16 protein-coding genes and 1 tRNA gene are annotated in these 20,742 nt (G+C 62.5%); 11 read left to right on the top strand and 6 right to left on the bottom strand.

The annotated features are described in order from the left end of the window. Positions 1 to 8: 8 nt before the first annotated feature. The 6 genes from ACFQDI_RS20975 to ACFQDI_RS20950 form a co-directional block, all read right to left on the bottom strand. Positions 9 to 2,942, bottom strand: coding sequence for a transglutaminaseTgpA domain-containing protein (locus ACFQDI_RS20975; protein WP_377170574.1), 2,934 nt, complete (start codon positions 2,940 to 2,942; stop codon positions 9 to 11). 4 nt (positions 2,943 to 2,946) lie between these two features. After that, entirely contained in the window at positions 2,947 to 3,876 is a 930-nt protein-coding gene (locus tag ACFQDI_RS20970; protein WP_377170881.1) for an AAA family ATPase, read from the bottom strand. Between the two features lie 120 nt (positions 3,877 to 3,996). Continuing rightward, positions 3,997 to 4,242 carry a hypothetical protein gene (locus ACFQDI_RS20965; protein ID WP_377170572.1) on the bottom strand — a complete coding sequence of 82 codons (246 nt, stop codon included), beginning with the start codon at positions 4,240 to 4,242 and terminating at the stop codon, positions 3,997 to 3,999. Continuing rightward, the gene (locus ACFQDI_RS20960) at positions 4,239 to 4,982 is read right to left on the bottom strand and encodes a hypothetical protein (protein ID WP_377170570.1); all 744 of its coding nucleotides are present in this window, start codon (positions 4,980 to 4,982) and stop codon (positions 4,239 to 4,241) included. Before ACFQDI_RS20960 ends, ACFQDI_RS20965 begins: the two co-directional genes overlap by 4 nt. A gap of 16 nt (positions 4,983 to 4,998) precedes the next feature. Continuing rightward, a complete protein-coding gene (locus ACFQDI_RS20955) occupies positions 4,999 to 5,403 on the bottom strand; it encodes an ExbD/TolR family protein (RefSeq protein ID WP_377170568.1) in 405 nt (134 codons plus the stop codon). Between the two features lie 72 nt (positions 5,404 to 5,475). Then, entirely contained in the window at positions 5,476 to 6,165 is a 690-nt protein-coding gene (locus ACFQDI_RS20950) for a MotA/TolQ/ExbB proton channel family protein (protein WP_377170566.1), read from the bottom strand. Positions 6,166 to 6,464: 299 nt separating this feature from the next. Here ACFQDI_RS20950 and ACFQDI_RS20945 point away from each other — a divergent pair, with 299 nt between their 5' ends. The 11 genes from ACFQDI_RS20945 (at position 6,465) to ACFQDI_RS20895 (ending at position 20,464) form a co-directional block, all read left to right on the top strand. Further along, positions 6,465 to 7,373, top strand: coding sequence for an N-acetylglucosamine-6-phosphate deacetylase (locus ACFQDI_RS20945; RefSeq protein WP_377170564.1), 909 nt, complete (start codon positions 6,465 to 6,467; stop codon positions 7,371 to 7,373). 201 nt (positions 7,374 to 7,574) lie between these two features. Further along, on the top strand, positions 7,575 to 8,078 hold the full coding sequence (locus tag ACFQDI_RS20940) for a hypothetical protein (RefSeq protein ID WP_377170562.1): 504 nt from the start codon (positions 7,575 to 7,577) through the stop codon (positions 8,076 to 8,078). A 52-nt stretch (positions 8,079 to 8,130) separates the two neighbouring features. Next, complete coding sequence (locus ACFQDI_RS20935) at positions 8,131 to 9,681, top strand: lipase maturation factor family protein (protein ID WP_377170560.1); 1,551 nt, start codon at positions 8,131 to 8,133, stop codon at positions 9,679 to 9,681. A 178-nt stretch (positions 9,682 to 9,859) separates the two neighbouring features. After that, positions 9,860 to 9,936: transfer RNA gene (locus ACFQDI_RS20930), tRNA-Pro, on the top strand. Positions 9,937 to 9,972: 36 nt separating this feature from the next. Next, positions 9,973 to 10,467, top strand: a complete 495-nt coding sequence (locus tag ACFQDI_RS20925) for a YbjN domain-containing protein (protein WP_377170557.1) — start codon at positions 9,973 to 9,975, stop codon at positions 10,465 to 10,467. 57 nt (positions 10,468 to 10,524) lie between these two features. Continuing rightward, positions 10,525 to 11,328 (top strand): PH domain-containing protein, encoded by an 804-nt coding sequence (locus tag ACFQDI_RS20920; RefSeq protein ID WP_377170555.1) that lies wholly within the window; start codon positions 10,525 to 10,527, stop codon positions 11,326 to 11,328. A gap of 49 nt (positions 11,329 to 11,377) precedes the next feature. After that, positions 11,378 to 13,504 carry a sensor histidine kinase gene (locus tag ACFQDI_RS20915; RefSeq protein ID WP_377170552.1) on the top strand — a complete coding sequence of 709 codons (2,127 nt, stop codon included), beginning with the start codon at positions 11,378 to 11,380 and terminating at the stop codon, positions 13,502 to 13,504. Between the two features lie 24 nt (positions 13,505 to 13,528). Continuing rightward, positions 13,529 to 14,143 carry a response regulator gene (locus tag ACFQDI_RS20910; RefSeq protein ID WP_377170539.1) on the top strand — a complete coding sequence of 205 codons (615 nt, stop codon included), beginning with the start codon at positions 13,529 to 13,531 and terminating at the stop codon, positions 14,141 to 14,143. 92 nt (positions 14,144 to 14,235) lie between these two features. After that, entirely contained in the window at positions 14,236 to 17,844 is a 3,609-nt protein-coding gene (locus ACFQDI_RS20905) for a DUF1553 domain-containing protein (protein ID WP_377170537.1), read from the top strand. Between the two features lie 97 nt (positions 17,845 to 17,941). Further along, positions 17,942 to 19,207 (top strand): DUF1501 domain-containing protein, encoded by a 1,266-nt coding sequence (locus ACFQDI_RS20900; RefSeq protein ID WP_377170535.1) that lies wholly within the window; start codon positions 17,942 to 17,944, stop codon positions 19,205 to 19,207. 72 nt (positions 19,208 to 19,279) lie between these two features. Further along, positions 19,280 to 20,464, top strand: coding sequence for a 3-keto-disaccharide hydrolase (locus tag ACFQDI_RS20895; protein WP_377170533.1), 1,185 nt, complete (start codon positions 19,280 to 19,282; stop codon positions 20,462 to 20,464). The last annotated feature ends 278 nt before the right edge of the window (positions 20,465 to 20,742 follow it).

Raw genomic sequence — 20,742 nt, 5'->3', positions numbered from 1 at the left:
ACCGGAGCTCACTGCGGTTTGCGATTCAGCCGCGCGGGCTTGAACCGGAGCACGGCGGCTTTGAACTGGTCCAGCACCTCATGCGAGGAACCGTAGCGGCCGGAGACGTACATGGCGGCAAGGGAGTCAAACTGCGCGGAGAGATCTGGGCGAGCAAGGGCGACACGCCTAGCAAAGGTCAGGGGCCCTTCATGGGGCATCCAGCTCTGCACACCTGCCCTGCCGGCGCGTTTGCAGGCCCGCTGCCAAAGACGCACCCACGGGTCGGAATGACGGGCCGGACGCCGCAGCCACAGAGTGACCAGCAAGGCGCCCACGAGCACAAAAGCCCCGCTGGGGATGAGCAACACCAGTTTGCTGTGGCGCAACCCCACGCTTTCAAGCAGACCGCGCTGTGATTCCTGATTGTAGTCGATGACCTGGTTTTGCCAGTCGTAGTTGACGCTGTCCCACCACAGCCGCAGATGCTGCATGGTGCGACCCCACAAGGTGCGGCGCTGACGCTCCGCCTCCTCCGCACCGCCGGCAAGAAAAGCGCCCAGATCAATATTGACGCGGTCAGGGGCGAGAGCCGCTGTGGGGTCGATACGAAGCCAGCCAAATCTTTCCAGCCACACCTCCACCCAGGCGTGGACATCGCTTTGCTTGACGATGAGATAGCCGCCATTGCGGTCGGAATACTCGCCGCCGAGATAGCCCACCACGATGCGCGAAGGCACATCCGCCATGCGCATGAGCGTGGCAAAGCTGGCGGCGAAGTGCTCACAGAAGCCGACGCGACGGCGCAAAAAGAAATCCTCCAGGGCCTGAGGCCCCTTGTACTCCCCGGGCTCCAGGGTGTAGCTGAAGCCCTGTGTTTTGACGTAGGAGAGTGCGATCTGCACGAGCTGCTCGTCATTTTGAGTGACGGACTCCCAGTAGTCTGTGAGCTTTCTGAGCTTGGGCGAGATGACTGCCGGCAGCTGGAGCGCAGCCTCCCGGTGGCTTTCGGACAGTTCACGCACCGGCTCCTGCCCTGTGGGCTGTTCGCAATAGGACAGGGTCTCAAAGCGCTCGGAATTCTGCACGCTCATGGGGGAAACGAGCGACTGATCGAACTCTGGATACAGATCCTCGCCGCGGAGCCGCGCCTTGAGCGGATGGTCCAGAGCGGGGAGCCAGCGTTTGCCGTGAGCCTCAAGGTCGATGACCTGCCTGAAGCGCATGCCACTTTTCGGGCGCGGAAGCTGTGGCTCAAAACTCAGACGTTCGCCGCGCGTCCACCGCATGCCTTCACAATTCCAAAGCGTGAGGCAGCGCCAGTAGCGAACTTCGTTCGAAGGCAGAGCGCCGTCAGGGAAGCGGACACGGAAGGCCACATCCGAACTCCGGGCCACCTGGGTGATGTGGCCAGGATCGAGAACGTTGTCGATGCCCGTTTCGCCAAATCGGCTGCGACCAAGAGCGGAGCCCAGGTCCAGAAGTCCGCGCGGGAAAACAAAGAAGAGCAGCACCGTCAAAGGCAAAGCCTGGGCAAAGAGCGTGCCAGTGATGCGGAGAGGCTCACGCGCACCGGGCAGGCTGCGCCGGAAGCGCACCATGCAGGCCGTGATGAAAAGAACCACCACCACAGTCCACACGGAGCGGGAGAGATGGTTTTCCAGGAGAACCGAGCAGAAGGCCAGAAACCAGCCGATGAGAGCCAGCACCTGAAACTCGCGCGGAGTGCGGCTTTCCAGCATCTTGGCCCCGGCGAGCACCAGCAACAGTGCGATGCCCGGCTCCATGCCTGCCAGCTCCCCATAATTGAAATACACAGCCGCAGCGCCCGAGATGATGACGCCCAGGCGCACCAGCACATGAGGCACAGGCATGCGCAAGACCCCACGCCAGAGCAGACACAAAGCACACACCACCAAGCCAGCGGTGGAGACGTAGCCACGCAGCGGCAGGATGGCGAGCAGCAGGGCGAGGCTCAGGAAGAACAGCGGGCGTTTCGGCAGAAAGGTGGACTGCTCCAGACTCAGCACGGTTGCCGCCCTCGCGGCCTTCAATTCTTCCGAGCGGGAGGCTCCGGCCTCCGTACCTGACTGCATGGAAAGGGCATCAAGGCAGCGCCGCAAATGGGCGGGCCCATGCCCCGCGCCAATGGTGCGGCCGGGCATGCGGAGCTCATAGGGCCTGCCCTCGTCTTCACAGACCTCCATCCAGCGGGCGATCTGCGACGCGCGAGCGTGCTCATCGAGGCTGAGCGCATTCCAGTCCATGACCACAACGCCCTGAGCGCCGCTGCTCCATGCTTTGACCATCAGCGGGCCACCACGGGCCACCGAGCGCCAGTCGATGTGCCGGGGTGAATCTCCGGCGCGCCACTCTCGAAGGCCGGCAAAGTCATCGCCACCTCCGGTCTGTGCACGGGAGGTGGAAACAGCGATGGCATCTCCTTGGCGGGAAGATTCAGCAGGCGGAAGCGGGAGATCTCCCGCAGGCTGGGGATGGACACGCCGAACCCATGAGGTCTCGCTCACGCACTCCGCCGAGAACAGGCCCAGAGGATAAACACTGCGCACGACGAGCTGCAGTGTGCCGCTGGAATGAGTGAGAGGAGGAGGCAGATCGACGACGACAGCCCCGCCCGCCGGGACACGCTCAACAAAAATGGGAGCGGCAGCGCCGATGACGTAAACTTCAAGCCCACAGGGAGAAATGGCCCCCGTGGCACGGAGCTCTACCGGTATGGATTTTTCAGCCTCCTGAGACGCCGGGCGTGCCCCCACCAGCCGGATTTTCAGCCCCCGCAGATTGGCGCGTGCATGCAGCCAGGACAGCAGCCCCATGGTGGCTGTGAGCAATGCGATCAGATGCGCCGCGCCATTGGACTGCGCCTCGGCCGCGTACCACATGCCTGCGACGATGGCCAGCAGCGCCAGTGTGTGTCGGTTCCAGCGCACGCGCACTTTCATGGCATCAGGGCACCGGGGTTTCGGCTATCAGCTGCCTCGCCAGCTCCACCCCCGTCATGCCATCTGCGGCATGTTCGAGACGGTGCCCCATGATGACGACCGCGACGGCTTGAATGTCCTCCGGCAGCACCATGGCACGCCCGTTGAGCAAGGCCCATGCGCGGGCGGCAGAAAGCAAAGAAAGCCCGGCGCGTGGAGAGAGCCCGTGCCCCTGCACCCGGCTGGCGGCCAGGAGATCCTGCAGGTAGTCAAGCAACGCAGGTGACGCATGCACGGCACGCGTCCAGCTCTGCAGCTGCTGAAGCTCAAGGAAAGACATGGCCGGCTGCATGGACCGGAGCATCTCGCGGCGCTCCTGCCCCTCCAGCAGAGCACGCTCCGCCACGCGATCAGGAACCCCGAGGGCGAGCCGCATCAAAAAGCGGTCCATCTGAGACTCCGGCAGCATGAAGGTGCCGATCTGAGACGAGGGGTTCTGAGTGGCGATGACAAAGAAAGGCTCCGGGAGAGGATGGGTGGCACCATCGGCGGTGACCTTTCCCTCCTCCATGGCCTCCAGGAGTGCGGACTGGGTCTTGGGAGTGGCGCGGTTGATCTCGTCTGCCAGGAGCACCTGCGTGAAGACCGGGCCGCGATGAAAATGAAACGCCGCCGTATCGCGGTCATACACTGAAGCGCCAAGAATGTCGGCAGGCAGGAGATCGCTGGTGAACTGAACGCGGCGGAAGCCCAGCCCCAGAGCCTGGGCGAGCGCCTGGGACAGCATGGTCTTGCCGACGCCTGGCTGGTCTTCAAACAGCAGGTGCCCGCGTGCCAGCAGGCAAGTCACCGCGAGGCGTACGACATTCTCTTTGCCAAGAATGATCTGAGACACGCTCGCGATGATGGATTCGATTTGCTGGGACGCTTGCAGTGCGGTGGAGGCAGGCAGCATGGCGTCTGTGGAGAGCTGGGATGAGCGTGAGGACACGAGTGGAGGAATTATGTCTGCAAATGTCGCCGATCTGCCTGCAAGAAAGCAAGCCTGCATTCGCCAGAGGCAACAAAATGAGGCCTAGATCTGCTGCAGCTTGTTACGCTCATTGGGCGTACGGCAGACAGGGCAGATGGTGACGTCGATTTTGCGTTTTGCCTCGCAGGCATAGGCAGTGCCGCAGATGCGGCACTGGATGGCAATGCGCCGCCGGTAGACCTCGCGCTTGCGGTCCCGCCAGAAACTGTGAAACCACAGCACACAGACCGTGGTGACCCCCACCGCCATAAAGAGAATGATCAAACCACCAAGCGGAATGGGAATCATGGCGTGGCGGCCACCTCCCAGCGAAACGAAATCTCCCCCCACTCGACACGCTTCACCTCGGAGGGGGCAAAGCGCAGCGCACGCACCGCGTCGTGCAACTGCTGCATGACTTCGGCATCATCGACTCTGCTGAGGGGCAGCGCGGTGACAATCTGGCCGGCAGCCCCGATGGCGACCCGAAACTGGACGCGGGTGGGCTGGGTGAGCTTGATAGGGCTGAGCACCACACTGGCCGGGCCGCGCTTTGCCAGCGCAGGACTCATGATGGCATGCAGCCTGGCTTCAGGTGGTGCGGCCACGGAATCCACGGCACGATGCGGCACCGGTGGCAGCACATCGGCAGACGCCGTGAAGAGACGCGGCTGCCTGATGGCGGGAGAGGGAGGGTCCAGCTCACGCAGCCTGATCTGATGCCCGGCAAAAGAAGGATGAAAGGCCATCTGCGGATTTGCCAGAACTGGCACCACGGGTTCGGCATCGCTCAAAAGTGCAAAGCTGCGGTCCTGCGCCCGGTGGATGAGGGCGAGCTCGGCCGGGTTGTTGGGATCAAGAGAGATGACATGCTGGGGCGTGACCGGCAGCCGATGTGCCACCGGATGGACGATGCGAAAGATGAAAAAGAAACCTGCCATGGCCGCCATCAGCAGCACCAAAGCGCCCACCAGACGCCACATGGAATAGTCACGCACGCCCCAGGCGAAGATGAGCCCAGACGCGGGTGGAGGCGGTTTGGTGGACATCGTCTTCCGGAGTGATTTACGCTTTGGGCGGCACGGTAGAATAGGCGACCTCGTAGCCGAGCTCGAGGGCGATGTTCCCGATCTCGATCACCCGGCCATGCTGCGCCTGCCTGGCAGCATGGATGATGGCCCGGCGCTCTCCCTCGCGGTGCGCCCTGAGCTTTTCGCGCAGGTCCTCCGTGGAGATGCGGACCCCGTCAAAATAGAGCGCGTTCTCCAACCCGGCAGGCACCGTGATGATGTGCGCGCGGTCAAAGCCCGTGAGCCGCGAGTTTGACTGCGGAGGCTCGACCTGGATGCCGGACTGCACCACAAAGTTGCTGGTGAGGAGGAAATACACCAGCAGAAGCAAAATCGTATTCAGCAGCGGCACCGTGTACAGCCAGGGGCTTTGCTTGGGCAGATGACTCTCGAGCTTCATGGTTGATACGGCGATGGGCGCAGTATCGGAGGCAAGGAATGGTTGGGCCAGCCGAAAATGCGCTGAGGGCGCTTATCCTTTCATGCCGCGCCCGCGCGACTTTGCCACCTGAGGGGAAGACTCCGCCGGACGGAATTCCACGATGTTGTCCGTGCTGTTGGCGTCTTCGATGAGATTGACGATTTCGATCCCCGCACGCTCAAGATCATGCATGAGGGAACGGGCCCGGGCACTGAGAAAGGCGAAGGAGAGGTAGGCGGGGATGGCCACCACGAGACCGAGAGCCGAGGTGATGAGGCTCTGATACACCCCACGGGCCACATCTGCATGAGTCGCTATGCCATTGGCCGAAGAGAGATTGGTAAAGCTGTCCAGCAGGCCGATCACAGTGCCGAGCAGGCCGATCAGGGGAGCTGCATGAGCGATGGCATTGAGAATGCCCAGGAAACGCTCCAGTCTCGGCACCTCGAGCTGCCCTGCCTCCTGCACGATTTCTTTGAGCTGCTCGCGCGGAGCGTGGTGGCGGAGCAGGGCGGCGTGGATGACCCTCCCGGCGGGGACGCGTGTGGCGACACATTCCTGAAGGGCTTCGGCGTAATTTTTGCGGCGGATGAGACTGGCCAGTCCAGCCAGGAATTCGCCGACATTCATGCTCGCCCGGTGAAAATAGGCCAGACGCTCGATAAAAATAGCTCCGGCGAAGCACAGGCACCCGATGAGGAGCCATACGAGCGGTCCGCCTTTGGAGATAAGATCTATCATGAGCCGGGAATCAGAGAGTAAAGTGTCAAGCTGGCGCTGCACGCCAGTTCGGGAGAGAACGTGTAGTACAGAGCATGTTTTATGCCGAGACTGATGTCTTGTAAACATTGGAAATAAACGGGATGAAGAAAGGCCGGTCAAGTGGGGAGAAGAGAAGAAATGCCTAGGGAGGGGCGAGGGCAGCATTTTAGCCGCCCGGTTTAGCCCCCTGCCCCATCCCCTGCATGGTGTAACATTCATACCACTTCCCATCACCTCCCAGCCTTGATTCCACCGCCCGGCCCCGCTCCAATGGCGGCATGAAACCTTTCGATCTCCAGGTCAATGGCTACGCCGGCACCGACTTCAACGGCGACAATCTCACCGCCGAATCCCTCCACCACGCCTGCGCAGCGCTGGAGGAGGACGGCTGCGACTCCATCCTGGCCACCTTTATCACCGACCACATCCCCACCCTGGAGCGCCGCATCAGCGCCCTGGTGGCGCTGCGGGAAAAGGACGAACTGGCCCGCCGCATGATCTCCGGCATCCATGTCGAGGGGCCGTTTATCAACCCCATCAAAGGCTACGTGGGCGCCCACCCGCCCGCCGCTGTGAAGCCAGCCAATGTGGATGATGCCAAGCGCCTGATGGACGCCTGCGGTGGCCTGGCCCGGCTGGTGACCCTGGCCCCAGAGCACGACGAGGGCAGCAAAACGACCGCCTTCCTGGCCTCCCATGGCGTCACCGTCTCCGCCGGGCACTGCGATCCCTCGCTGGATCAGCTCAATGCCGCCTGCGATGCCGGGCTGAGCATGTTTACCCATGTGGGGAATGGCTGCCCCATCCAGATGCACCGGCACGACAACATCATCCAGCGTGCTCTGAGCCTGCACGAGCGCCTGTGGCTTTGCTTCATCCCGGACGGTGTGCACATCCCCTTCTTTGTGCTGAAGAACTGGCTGGCCTGCGCCGGTCTGGAGCGCACCATCTTTGTCACCGACGCCATCTCCGCAGCCCGGCTCGGCCCCGGCCGCTACACCCTCGCCGGATGGGACATCCTCATCGGCGAAGACCTTGTGGCCCGCTCCCCCGACGGCACCCACTTTGTGGGCAGCACGGTCACAGTGCCGCGCATCAAAGCGAATGCGTATGAACAGCTCGGCATGACCGAGCGTGATCTGACGCGTGTGCTGGATGTGAATCCGAGGAAGGCGATTCGCGCCTAGCCTCCTCTCAAGCCACGCGCCCGCGTCTTGGACTGCGGTGGCAGAGATGCACGGTGCAAGCCTGCATCGCCGACACAGCTTTCGCGGGGTGCTGCGTTTTCTTCGTCCTCAACCTGCAGTATGAGGAATCATGTCACAGCATGTGCGATTGACGCGAATCTGAGACAAGCGACTGATGTTTCATCTCAGCTCATAAAAGCAATGACCCGTGATCAAAAAATCGCCTCAATTGCCACTCATCTCATCTGCCAGTCATCGATGGAGCGTGACCTTTGGCGTGCCACCACGATCGGTTCCCTGCCTCCTCATCCAGCCGTTCCGCTGAAACTCGATAAAGACGAGCTCCCGCTGGTGAGCGCATCTTTTCCGGGAGGTGACTGGTATGCATGGACGACGCGAAGACTTTTGTCGGTTTGTGATCAACAGCACTATGAAGCCGACTGTGAATCGATTGTCAGCGCAGAGTTCGGAATGCCTAAGGGACCGTCAGAGCTGATAAATGTCACCACGGGACCCATTCATAGTTTGATCGCCACATTTCATTCATCAAAGGGGCTTGCCGCACGAATTCGCTATGAAACGGGGTATGCTTCCATGGGGCCGATCCAATGCTTCAAATACTGGGAATTAAAACATCCCATTCTCGACAAGCTTATGACTCCCGACGAACTTGCCTACTATCGCAGGCAAAGAAATCAAGGTTGATACGGATGCCTGTTTGGTGACACATGTGAGGAGAACATGCCCTTCGAATGACATGAATCTCTTCCTCCGGCTAGAATCCCAGCGCGGACGCTACACCGTCGTCCGCTGGTTTTTTCCGCGCCTGCTTGCCGCCATCTACCTCATCGCCTTCATCTCCTGGGGCGTGCAGTATGACGGGCTCGTCGGAGAGAGCGGCATCCTGCCGGCGAAGAGGCTGATGGAAAACGTGCATGCGTATGAGGCGCGTGAGCATCAGACGCTGTTCTGGCAGATGCCCTCGGTGTTTCACTGGCATTACAACGATGCCTTCGCGCACGGCATTCTGACCAGCTGCTGCGTCTTGTGCGTGCTGGTGATGGCGGGCGTGGCGCAGGGGCCGCTGCTGGCGCTGCTGTGGTTTGGCTACCTGTCCTTTGCCACCACGGGAGACATCTTCATGGGCTATCAGTGGGACTCTTTGCTGCTGGAGGCCGGATTTCTTGCGCTGTTTCTCGCGCCGTGGCGATTGTGGGTGTGGCGCAGCACGGCGGAGCCTCCCCGGGGTTCCGTCTTCCTGCTGCACTGGCTGCTCTTCCGCCTCATGTTTCTCTCGGGTCTCGTCAAGATCGGCGGCGGTGACCTGCCGTGGCGGGACATGACCGCAATGCTCTACCACTACGAGACGCAGCCGCTGCCGAACGGCCTCTCGTGGTTCATTCATCATGCTCCGCGCTGGTTTCACGTGGCGGGCTGCTGGATCATGTATGGCATCGAGCTCGGCCTGCCCTTCGCCATTTTCCTTGGCCGCTGGGGCCGTCTGGTGGCGGCGCTGGGCTTCACCGGCCTCATGGTGGTGATCTTTGCCACGGGGAACTACAATTTCTTCAACCTGCTCACCGCAGCACTGGCGCTGACACTGCTGGATGACCGCTGGTGGCCGAAGCGCATGCGTGCCTGGCTGCGGATCAATGCCGAAGCCCAGCGTCCAGCCTTCAAGCACAGGAACCAGTGGCCAGCGCTCGCTGCTGTGCTGCCCGTGGTGCTGGTCACGCTGCTGGCGGCGGATTCGTTCATGGCAGGCCGCATCCGCGACTACAAGCCCCTGCTGCCCGCCATGCTGCACGAAAAGCTCGATGCTCCCGCCGCACGCACGCGCTCCTTCAATGCCTACGGTCTTTTCCAAGACATGACCGAGGAGCGCCCGGAGATTATTTTAGAAGTGAGCGATGACGGCGCCCTGTTTCTGCCGCTGGAGTTTAAATACAAACCCGGCGATCCCGCACACCGCCCGCCCTTCATCGCCCCGCACCAGCCGCGGCTGGACTGGCAGATGTGGTTTGCCGCCCTGTATCCGGGCTACGATCCGCAGCGCGATGCAAGTCCCGGCTCCCCCATGCACTGGTTTGGCCAGTTCTGCACCGCGCTGCTCCAGCACAAGCAGCCCGTGTGGGATCTGCTGGAGCCGCCCCCCTTCCCGGTGGAAAAGATCACCCACATCCGCGCCCGGCTGTACCGCTACCACTTCACCCAGCCCGAGGTGCGCAGAGCCTCCGGCGACTGGTGGGAGCGCGAGCAGGTGGGCAGCTTCAGCGGCACGATGTCCTTGAAGGCAAGGGAGCGGTGAAAATCCATTTAGAGCCAGCCCAAGCAGGTTCAGAGAACAGGAAAATGCTCCTCGGCATGGCTTCAGGTCCCTGCCCCCCGGCATTCTGTGCGCATGATTCTACATTCTTCTTGCGTCTGCTCCAGACTGCGGCACTATCGCGACCCCTCGTTCGATTTCGAATCAGGGAAACAACCTTCGGGGCGTAGCTCAGCCTGGTAGAGCGCTTGCTTTGGGAGCAAGAAGTCGTGAGTTCGAATCTCGCCGCCCCGACCATCTGAAATTTCAAATCTCAGATTTCCACTCCGCAGCATGTCCGCCCTCTACGCCACCACCCTGAATACTTTCAAGGAAATGGGGTGGCTCTACCGCGAAATACCCGAGCATTCTGTCATCGAGGCCGATTTTGAAGCTCACCACGCCAAAATCCCGCTGCATGTGCAGGTCTTCGGCGACACGCATATCATCTCCGTGGTTTCCAGCGCCACGCTGCAGGTGCCGGCTTCCCACCGCCTGCCTGTGTGCGAGCTGCTGATGCGTACGAACAAGGATCTGAATCTCGGCAATTTCGAACTCGAGTGGGAGAGCGGCCAGGTGATGTTTCGAACCACCAATGTCTTTCCGCCGAACCGTCACGATGCGCGCATCATTGCCAGCCTGGTGCATTCAGCCGTGGCAGAGATGGACCGCCTCACTCCGTTTCTCGGAGAGATCATTCATACCCCCAAGGGAGAACTGCTGCTGCTGAAGGTGGCAGATCTGATGAAACGTGAAGATTTGCTCCCGCCGGTGCCTGACGCCAGCTGATTGGACGTGACACGGGCTGCCCGCCTGTGCTTTGGTGGCCTGCAAGAAGCCCACCCAATGTCCGCCCGCTATACACTCCAGCAGCATCCGGCTTTCAGCGCACCGCTGTCCAAGGAGGACCTGTACACACTCGTGGCCCGTGGCTCGCTGGCCCGTGGAGAGATGTGCCTCGATGAGGACACCGGCCAGATGCACACCGTGGGTGAGCTGGTAAGCGGCATGCGCCCCCCCACTGCCAGCCGTGGTCAGGCCCGGATCGCGCGCCCGATGTATCGTGAGATCGGCCCGGACACGGAACTGCCTGAAGAGCCTGAGCCTGAGCCTGAGCCTGAAGAAGATGAGGAGGAGGGGGAGGAGACGCTGGAAACAGCAGCGTCAGAGGAGGCCATGGATGATCAATTTGACTACTCTACCAGTGGCGAAGCCATCCTGCACCATGCGCACCCCTCATGGCTGGGCTACACCAAGGCGTTGATCCTCTGCCTGCTGCTGGTGATCGCCGCATGCCTGCTGTTTGTGATCCAGGCTGAATATGCTGTCGTCGCCCTGCTGTGTGCATCATCCACACTCATCGCCGTCGGGATCGCACGTTATTCGCATGACTACATCGTCACCCGGGAACGGGTGGAACTCATCTGGGGGATCATCGGGCGCAGTTCCAAAGAGGCACGCATCTGCGACATCCGCAGCATCGACGTCTATGAATCTGGTGTGAAGGGCCTCCTGGGACTCGGCACGATCGACTTTTCCACGGCCGCGAATGCAGGCATCGAAGTGCAGTTCAAGGACCTGCGCCGCGCCCACGAGGTGAAGGACCTGGTGCGCAAGCTCCAGCGTGGCGTGGACCCAACGAATGACTGATAACAAAGCGGTGGGGCATGAGGCAGAAATGACGAATGAGTAAATCCGAATGACGAATGAAGCCCATAGCCCGAATGCCAAACCTCGCGGCACTGCATGCCGCATGAGGGGCAGCATTCTGCATTCGATCTTTGTCATTCTTTCGTCATTCGGATTTCTTCAGTCGTCATTCGCCGCAGGCGCACTGACCCGCGCCATCGACATCCGCACGCTGCCCTACGAGCGCAGCCTGGAAAAGCTGCCCGTCGATCTCACCGCCACGATCGGCTTTGTGGAAAGCGGCGGCACCGCCTTTGTGCAGGACGACACCGCAGGTACGCACCTGCACTTCAAGCCCGCGCGCAATGACCTGAAGGTGGGTGATCGCGTGCGCATCCGAGGCCTCACCACTGCCGGGCTGTACTTTCCCGGCGTGGATGTGACGAGCCTGGAAATCCTGGGACATGGGGCTCCGCCTGCCGCCGCCCCCGCCAGCTACGACGACCTGGCCACCGGCCGCTACCACTACCAGCGAGTGATCGTGGAGGGCCTGGGCCGCACCCTGACTCCGCTGGATGAAAACCGTTCCCTGCTACGCCTGGCCATCGGCAGCCGTGTGCTGGAGGTGCGCATCGATGCGCCGCTGGAGACCGCGCCAGCTCTCATCGACGCGCGCCTGCGCATCACCGCCCTGGCCGCAGGCGGCATCAATGACCGCCGCCAGCTTGTGTTTCCCTACATCCGTGTCACCGACTGGAATGATGTGGCGATCACCCAGCCCGCGCCGCCGCTCGCGGAGCTGCCTGTCACCTCAGTCGTCACCCTGCTGCAGTTTGGTGCTGCGGACGAGCCCCACCACCGCGCGCGTGTGCTCGGCACCGTGCTGGCCGCCTTCCCCGATGGCCGCGTCTTTTTGCGCGATGCCACGCCGCCGCCACCGCCCCGCGAGCAGCCCAAGGACGCAGCTCCTCTGCCGCAGCAGTCTCCCTCCATCGCCATCCGCCTCACCACGCCAGCCAGTCTCAGCGTAGGGCAAAAAGCCGAGATTATCGGCTTCCCCATCATGGCCGGATTCAGCGCCTCCCTGGCAGATGCGCAGGTGATCAGCAGCGGTGAAACGAGCGACCTGCCCGCGGCTGCAGCGGCCGTTTCTCTGAAAGAGTTTCTGGATGGCAGCCACGATGCCGACCTCATTCGCCTCACTGCGCCTGCCGTGCTCAATGACTTCTTCCGCACGGTAGATGGCTACGAACTGCGCCTCACCTCCGGCGGCACGCCGCTGCGCGCCTTTCTGCTGCAGTCCGCGGCGCCGGAGCTGGAGATCGACACTGTGGTGGGGCTCACGGGCGTCTGCCTGGTAGAGTCGTCCAAAGATCGGGGCTTTCGCTCGCAGGCCGAGCGTGCCTCGCTGCTGCTGCGCTCGGCGGAAGACATCGCTATCATCAGCACCGCTCCCTTCTGGACCACCGGCCGTCTCGTCATCGCCATCAGCATTCTCGCTGGTGTCGTCCTCCTGGCCATCGTCTGGATCGCGGCCCTGCGCCGTCAGATCAGCGCACTGAGCAGCCGCATCGTGCAGCAGGCCACGCAGGATGAGCGCCAGCGCATCGCGCGTGAATTCCACGACACCCTGGAGCAGGAGCTCGCGGGCCTGTCCCTGCGGCTGGACGCCGCAACCACGCGCCCGCTGGAGGACAAGGCGCGAACCCTCATCGAGACCAGCCGGAGCCTCGTCTCCCGAATTCAAAGCGAAGCGCGCAATCTCGTTGCTGATCTGCGCGATACCGAGCAGCTGCACGACCTACCCGCTGCGCTGCGCGAAATCCAGAGCCGCATGCCGCCGAATGCTCCCGCATTGCGGCTCGATCTCCATCCCCTTCCCGCCATCCCGGGCGCTGTCTCCCACCACCTGCGCATGATGGCGCAGGAGGCCATCACCAATGTGCTCAAGCACGCGCAGGCCACCGAGATCACGCTGCACCTCTCGGCTTCCGCCGATCTGCTCACGCTCCGAATCTCCGACAACGGCCGCGGCCTCGCCTCAGACACCGCCACGACCGGCCAGCCCGGCCACTTTGGCTGCATGGGCATCCGCGAGCGTGCGCGAAAAATCGGTGCCGAAGTGGCCTGGAAAAGCGAAGAAGGAAAAGGAACGGTGGTCACGGTGTCCCTTCCGCTGCTTCATTCGTCATTCTGAATTCGTCATCTGCCCGCTCCCCCCATGATCTCCCTCCTCCTCATCGACGACCACTTCGTTGTCCGCAGCGGCCTCGTGGCCTCGCTGGAGCTTGAGGACGATCTCAAAGTGGTGGGAGAGACAGACCGTGGCGAGGAGGCCTCCGCGCTCTTTGCCAAGAAGCGGCCGGACGTCGTGCTCATGGATTTGCAGCTCCCCGGCATCGGCGGCATCGAGGCCACAGCCGCGCTGCTGCGGGACCACGCCCACGCGCGCGTCCTGGTCTTTTCCACCTTTGCCCGCGACGATGAAATCCAGGCTGCTCTGAAGGCCGGCGCGCTGGGCTACCTGCAAAAATCCTCCTCCCGCGAGGCCCTGCTCTCCGCCATCCGCACCGTGGCCAGAGGAGAGCGCAGCCTGCCGCCGGACATCGCCCAGCGTCTCAAAGACCGCCTCGCCGAACCCGAGATCACCCCCCGCGAGCGCGAGATCCTCGCCCTCGTCACCCAGGGCCGCGCGAACAAGGAAATCGCCGCCATCCTCGGCATCGGCGAAGACACGGTGAAGCAGCACGTCAGCCGCATCTTGATGAAGCTGAAGGTGAACGACCGCGCGCAGGCCACAGCGGAGGCGATCCGGCGCGGGCTGGTGCGGGTGTGAACTCCCCCAAGGCCCGCCTCGCCGCCCCCACCCTCACGAAAGTGGGGTGCCCGAAATGCTGAAAGCAGCGGTGATCCGGCGTTGGTAGAGCCATGACGCGCTACGTTCCTGCCCTATTCCTGCTCTCCGCCCTCGCCGCCTCCGCCCAGAATGACAGCGGCGGCAACGACACTACGGACAAACCGCTCGCCACGCCCGTCATGCAGTGGCGTTTTGACAACTCCAAGGAGCCCGGCCCGCGCTCCCCGAGCTACCCCGGCTTTTCCAAGGACAATACCGCCCAGCGTTTTGATGGCGACGGCAAGAAAACCGCCATCACGATCAAGGATACCGAGGCCCTGCGCTTTGGCCTCAATGAAACGATCACCCTCGAAGCCTGGGTCAAGTCCGCCGGACAGAACGGCACGCCATACATCATCGGCAAAGGCCGCCTCGGCACCAAGGAGTTTGGCAGCGAGAATCAAAACTACGCCCTGCGCCTGCAGAACACCAAGGGCGGCGCGCAGATCGGCTTCCTCTTCCGCAGCGCCAATGTGCCCGACAAAAAAGGCGACTGGCACCGCTGGTGGTCCAAGGACACCCTGCCCTCCTCCGGCTGGCACCACATCGCCGTCACCTACACCTACGGCAAGCCCAAGAGCATCAAAGGCTACATCGACGGCCGCGAGACCGACGGGGTCTGGGACATGGGTGGTGCCACGGACCGCGCCCCGGTGACCGATGGCGATGCCCTCGTGATCGGCAGCGGCTCGACACTCGCGTCCTCGCACACGCTCAATGGCTGGCTCGATGACGTGGCCATCTATCGCGGGCCCATCGATGTCACCGCGCTGAAGGCGAAGTATCAGTTTGTGCCGCCGCCACCACCCGTGGCAAAAAAGGAAGTGCCGGCAGGCCGTGTGCTGGTGCAACTGGCAGAAGAAGGCATGCCCGATGCCAATGCCTGGCCCGCCGAGGCTCCCAAGGTGGGAGAAACCTACACGGAGGATGTGTTTGGCTTCCTCGATGTACCGCAGAAGTACGTGGACACGGGTGTGCGCGGAGAGCGCCACGTGCCCTTTTTGCTGCGCGCCGCTGCCAGCATCACCTTTCCCAAAGGCAAGCACCGCCTGCTGCTGCGCGCCCGTGGCGCCACGAACCTCTATGTCGATAACAAGATCGTCCTGAACACCCCCTTCCCGCCAAATGACAGCGACGGCCATCATCTGGTAGCCGACCAGCAGGAATATCTCGACCTCGGCCCCGACTTCCGCTTTGCGCCTCCCGGCAACCGCGAATCGTGGTGCGAATTTGAAGGTACCGGCAAGCCCCAGTTCATCGTGCTGGAGACGCTGGTGGGCAGCTACGTGGGCAAAAGCATCCGCCGCCCGGAGCTGGGCGAAACTGTGGTGGCCTGGAGCCCGCAGGGAAGCCAGAGCTGGAAGCTCGTCACGCCCGGCAAGCGCACTGTGCCCTACACCGATGCCGGCTGGACTGCCTACGAGCAGGAGCGCAACGCGCACTACGCCGAGGTGAATGCCAAGAAGCGCGCCGAGCTGCGTGCGCTCTCCGCCCCCTACTGGGCCACACGCCGCAAGGCCGCAGAAGAATGGCTGGCGAAAAACCCGGTGGGCAAAGGCAGCATCGATGAATTCATTGCCGCCAAGATCGCCACCGTGAAGTCCCAGGACTCCCACAAAGGCAGCATCGACTACTTCAAGGACATCCAGCCCATCCTCGAAGCCAAGTGCACCGAGTGCCATCGCGGCGCCAAGGCCAAAGGCGGCCTGCATCTTGACTCGCTGGCAGACGCCATCAAAGGCGGCAAATCCGACGGCGCGGCTGTCGATCCCGGCAAGCCCGACCACAGCTCCATCATCGCCCGCATCACCTCCACGGATGAAGACGAGATCATGCCGCCCAAGGGCAAGCCTTTGACCAAGGACGAGATCGCCCTGCTCACCACCTGGATCAAGGAAGGCGCGCACTGGCCGGAGATCCGTGCCGACCACCTCACGCTCACGCCGCTCACAGACGATCTCAGCTTCCTGCGCCGCGTGTACATCGACACCATCGGCGTGCCTCCTTCGCTGCAGGAAATCGCTGCTTTCCAGAAGAACCCGGACCGCAAGGCCTTGATCGACCAGCTGCTGAAAGACCCGCGCTGGGCGGATAACTGGATGGGCTACTGGCAGGATGTGCTGGCGGAAAATCCGAACATCCTCAACCCCACGCTGAACAACACCGGCCCCTTCCGCTGGTGGCTCTATGAGTCCCTTCAGGACAACAAGCCCATGGACTTCTTCGTCACCGAGCTGCTGCGCATGCGCGGCAGCGAGCGCCTTGGTGGCCCCGCCGGATTTGGCACCGCCTCGCAGAATGACGTGCCCATGGCGGCGAAGGGCACCATCGTCAGCACCGCCTTCCTCGGCGTGGAGATGAAGTGCGCACGCTGCCACGACTCGCCCACCGGCAAATCCTTGCAGCAGGATCTCTTTGAACTCGCAGCGATGCTGGGGACGAAGGAAATCGAAGTACCCAAGACCAGCAGCGTGCCGATGGACAAGATCCACGCCGGCGGCCGCAAGCCGCTCATCCAAGTGACGTTGGTGCCCGGCACCAAAGTGCAACCTAAGTGGCCTTTTGCCGAGTTCTGCGACGAGGCTGCGGCCAAGCTCGCGGAAGATCCCAAGGACAGCCGCGATGTGCTCGCCGCCATGATCACCGCGCCGCAGAACGAACGCTTTGCGCAGGTCATCGCCAACCGCGTGTGGGCCCGCTTCATGGGCCGTGGCATCGTGGAGCCCATCGAAGACTGGGAGAAGGGCAAGCCCTCGCATCCTGAGCTGCTGAAGTGGCTGGGCCGCCAGCTTGTCAGCGGTGGCTATGACGTGAAGCACCTCGCCCGCCTCATCCTCAACAGCGAGGCCTACCAACGCGCCACCGATCCCACGCTCAAGCAGACCAGCCCGCTCTTCACCAGCCCAGCACCGCGCAGGCTGCAGGCAGAGCAGATCGTGGACTCCCTCTTTGCCGCCACCGGCAAGCCCTTCCACACCGAGGAAGTCTGCCTCGACATCGACAACACCCGCGATCTCAAGAACGCCATCCACATGGGCAAGCCGCACCATAGCTGGATGCTCACCAGCACCAGCAACGAGCGCGATCGCCCAAGTCTCGCCCTGCCCCGCATCCAGGCGGTGACGGATGTGCTCAGCGCCTTCGGCTGGCGTGGCTCCCGCCAGGACCCTGTGAGCAAGCGCGATGCCGACCCCAACGTGCTGCAGCCCGCCATCCTCAGCAACGGCACCGTGGGCGTGTGGCTCACCCGGCTGAGCGATGACCACGGCATCACCGCCCTGGCCCTGCAGCAGCAGCCGCTCGACCAGTTCATCGACCAGCTCTTCCTCAGGCTGCTCACCCGCCACCCCACCGCCGAAGAACGTGAGCTCTACACCAAGCACCTCTCCGCAGGCTACGAGTCACGCATTCAAAATCCAGCCACTGCCAGCAAGGCTCCCGCCTCCAACCGCACCCGCGAAAAATACGTGAGCTGGTCCAACCACCTCGACGGCGAAGCCACCACCGTCCGCATGGCCCAGGAAGCCGCCGCCCGCGCCGGAGATCCTCCCACCAACAAGCTGAACGCCGAATGGCGCGGCCGCATGGAAGACGTGCTGTGGGCCCTGCTGAACGCGCCCGAGTGGGAGTTTAGCCCTTGAGCATCATCACCAAGACTGCTCACGCCAAGCACCCCACGAAAGTGAGGTGCTGCTAAAAGTGAAAACAACCTCCGTTCAACGTTTATAGCTCAAGATCATGAAACGCCGCTCCTTCCTCACCTCCGCCGCTGCCATGGGCGCAGCCCCGTTGTTTGCCAACAACACCCCGGTGCACACACCCAAGGGCAAGGCGGAGCACTGCATCTTCATCTGGCTGGGCGGCGGCATGGCGCAGATCGATACGTTTGACCCCAAGAAGCTCGGCAACAACACGGACAAGACCAAGATCGCAGGCTCTCTCTACAAGGCCATCGACACCTCCGTCCCCGGGGTGCAGCTCACGGAGCATCTGAGCAAGACCGCCAAGGTCATGGAGCACGTGACGGTGATGCGCACGGTGAACCACCACGTGATCGACGAGCACGCCTTTGCCACCAACATCGTCCACACCGGGCGCATGATCTCCGGCAATGTGGTCTATCCCAGCGTGGGCTCCATCATCGCGCATGAGCGTGGCGCCGCTGGTGAGGGCATGCCGCCCTACATCCTGATCGGCTACCCGAATGTGAGCCGTGGCCCCGGCTTCCTCGGCGCCAAGGCAGGCTACGTTTATCTGACTGACACCAACACCGGCCCCGCAGGCTTCACGCGCCCGGACTTTGTCGATGAAAAGCGTGCTCTCACCCGTGAGCAACTCCTGGCCCCGCTGATGTCACGCGCGCCCAAAGAGTCGAGCATCTCCGACTACAAGGCCGCGCAGGAGCAGGCGCTCGGCCTTTCCGGCCCGAAGTTCATGCGCCACTTCAATCTCAAGGAGGAGCCCGCCTCCCTGCGAAATGAATATGGCGGCGAGTTCGGCCAGCGCTGCCTGCTCTCCCGCCGCCTGGTGCAGGCGGGCGTGCGTTTCATCGAGGTGTCCCACAATCTCAACTTCATGAACGGCACCGGCTGGGACATTCACAACGAGGGCTACAAAAACCAGCATCTCCTCATCCAGGAGCTGGACACCGCCCTCGCCGCGCTCATCCGCGACCTGAAGAACCACAAGCTGCTCGACAAGACGCTCATCGTCGTCGGCACGGAATTTGGCCGCCCGCCTGAGTTTGACGGACGCGGCGGACGCGGCCATCAGGGCACCACTTTCTCCATGGTGCTGGCCGGTGGCGGCCTGAACCATTGCGGAGCTTATGGCGTGACCGACGAGCTCTCCAAGAAGCCCGTCGAGAACCCCGTGCCGCTCGTCGATTTCCACGCCACCATCCATGCCGCGATGGGCATCGATCCCAGCAAGGAACTGATGGACGGCACGCGCCCTGTGCCGATCACAGATGGCGGGAAGCCAGTGGCGGCGCTGTTTGGCTGAGGATTGCCAGAAGACATTGCCTTCGACAGGCAGAGATAAAAGACTTGGCCAAACTGTGCGTACTCTTCGCACATGAAATCCACACTGTTTCTCTGCCTCCTCGTACTCAGCAGCGCTCTCGCCGAGGAGGACGGCTTTGTCCCCATGTTCAATGGCAAAGACCTCAGCGGCTGGGTCAATGCCAACTGCGCCCCTGAGACGTGGAGCATCAAGGACGGTGTGGTGAGCTGCACTGGCACACCTACCGGGGCCATGCGCACGGAGAAGCAGTATGAGAATTTCATTCTGGAATGCGAGTGGCGGCACCTCAGCAGCGGAGGAAACTCCGGGGTCTTCATCTGGGGCAGCCCCATCTCCGCGCCGGGCGTGCCCTTCCTGCGTGGCATCGAGGTGCAGGTGCTGGACCACGGCTACATGAAGCATGCGGACCCAAAGAAACCGCGCTGGTTCACCACGCATGGCGATGTCTTCCCCATCCATGGAGCCACCATGGAGCCGCATGGCGACCACAGCGGGCAGCGCAGCTTTCCCAGCGAGGAGCGCAGCAAGCCCTCGCCCGAATGGAACCACTACCGCATCACCGGCAACAACGGCACCCTCACCCTCGCCGTGAACGGCAAGGTGGTGAGCGGCGGTGACAAGTGCTTCTGGCGCAAAGGCTACCTGGCTCTGGAATCTGAAGGCGCGCCGGTGGAATTTCGCAATGTGCGCATCAAGGAGCTGCCCAGCACTGGAGCCACCGCCGCAGACTCCGCGCCAATGGACCAGGGATGGAAGCATCTCTACAACGGCCTGGACCTGCGTGGCTGGAAAGTGCCAGCCGGTGCTGAGGCACGCTGGAAGGCAGCAAACTGGAATCTCAAGCTCAGCGCCGCAAACGGGCAGACAGCCTCTACGCTCTGGAGCGAAAGCCAGATCACCGACGGCGAATACATCGCCGACTTCCAGCTCCCAAAAGACGCCGATCTCTCACGTGCCTGCACCGGTTTCTGCGTGCGTGGTCAGGCAGCGCCCGCTGTGCTCATCGGCAGCGGCACAGCCCCCATCGTCTTCGGCGCAGACAAAGTGAAGCCAGGCAAATGGTACCGCGTGCGACTGACGCTCAGCGGCAACAAGGCCAGCGCCACACTGACCGAACCTCAGGATGCCAATCCACAGGTGGTGGAAGGCACGCTGGAAGGCGCTGCGAAAGGGCCGGTGGGAGTGGCGGATTTTGGTAGCGCCGTGACCTTCGCGAATTTCTTTGTGCGGGAGTAAACCGAAGTGTGACGGACACTTTTATCCATCGAACGGCGAGAGATGACAGCGACTGAGGAATGAGCGTACTGGCAGCGGCTGCGCGCAGCGGAGCTTTGACGCTACGCACATGCGATGCGGTGATGAATCTCTGAGGCTGGGGGGTGTTTGAGGGAGCGCTGATCGACGGGCAGCAACTGTGTTACGACGCAAGTGTGAAGTTGGGTTGGGTGAGGAGTTTGTTGAGCACGCAGAGGATTTTGCGCATGAGAGCTGTGATGGCGACCTTCGCAGGTTTG

The sequence above is a fragment of the Prosthecobacter fluviatilis genome, assembly GCF_042655725.1.
Taxonomy (GTDB): domain Bacteria; phylum Verrucomicrobiota; class Verrucomicrobiia; order Verrucomicrobiales; family Verrucomicrobiaceae; genus Prosthecobacter; species Prosthecobacter fluviatilis.
This window is presented reverse-complemented; position numbering and strand designations above follow the sequence as displayed.

Coding starts and splice junctions, on each gene's coding strand:
- ACFQDI_RS20940 (WP_377170562.1), top strand. CDS start 7,575: ATGACCCGTGATCAAAAAATCGCCTCAATTGCCACTCATCTCATCTGC.
- ACFQDI_RS20905 (WP_377170537.1), top strand. CDS start 14,236: ATGACGCGCTACGTTCCTGCCCTATTCCTGCTCTCCGCCCTCGCCGCC.
- ACFQDI_RS20950 (WP_377170566.1), bottom strand. CDS start 6,165: ATGATAGATCTTATCTCCAAAGGCGGACCGCTCGTATGGCTCCTCATC.
- ACFQDI_RS20965 (WP_377170572.1), bottom strand. CDS start 4,242: ATGATTCCCATTCCGCTTGGTGGTTTGATCATTCTCTTTATGGCGGTG.
- ACFQDI_RS20915 (WP_377170552.1), top strand. CDS start 11,378: ATGACGAATGAAGCCCATAGCCCGAATGCCAAACCTCGCGGCACTGCA.
- ACFQDI_RS20960 (WP_377170570.1), bottom strand. CDS start 4,982: ATGTCCACCAAACCGCCTCCACCCGCGTCTGGGCTCATCTTCGCCTGG.
- ACFQDI_RS20955 (WP_377170568.1), bottom strand. CDS start 5,403: ATGAAGCTCGAGAGTCATCTGCCCAAGCAAAGCCCCTGGCTGTACACG.
- ACFQDI_RS20900 (WP_377170535.1), top strand. CDS start 17,942: ATGAAACGCCGCTCCTTCCTCACCTCCGCCGCTGCCATGGGCGCAGCC.
- ACFQDI_RS20910 (WP_377170539.1), top strand. CDS start 13,529: ATGATCTCCCTCCTCCTCATCGACGACCACTTCGTTGTCCGCAGCGGC.
- ACFQDI_RS20895 (WP_377170533.1), top strand. CDS start 19,280: ATGAAATCCACACTGTTTCTCTGCCTCCTCGTACTCAGCAGCGCTCTC.
- ACFQDI_RS20935 (WP_377170560.1), top strand. CDS start 8,131: ATGAATCTCTTCCTCCGGCTAGAATCCCAGCGCGGACGCTACACCGTC.
- ACFQDI_RS20970 (WP_377170881.1), bottom strand. CDS start 3,876: ATGCTGCCTGCCTCCACCGCACTGCAAGCGTCCCAGCAAATCGAATCC.
- ACFQDI_RS20920 (WP_377170555.1), top strand. CDS start 10,525: ATGTCCGCCCGCTATACACTCCAGCAGCATCCGGCTTTCAGCGCACCG.
- ACFQDI_RS20945 (WP_377170564.1), top strand. CDS start 6,465: ATGAAACCTTTCGATCTCCAGGTCAATGGCTACGCCGGCACCGACTTC.
- ACFQDI_RS20925 (WP_377170557.1), top strand. CDS start 9,973: ATGTCCGCCCTCTACGCCACCACCCTGAATACTTTCAAGGAAATGGGG.
- ACFQDI_RS20975 (WP_377170574.1), bottom strand. CDS start 2,942: ATGAAAGTGCGCGTGCGCTGGAACCGACACACACTGGCGCTGCTGGCC.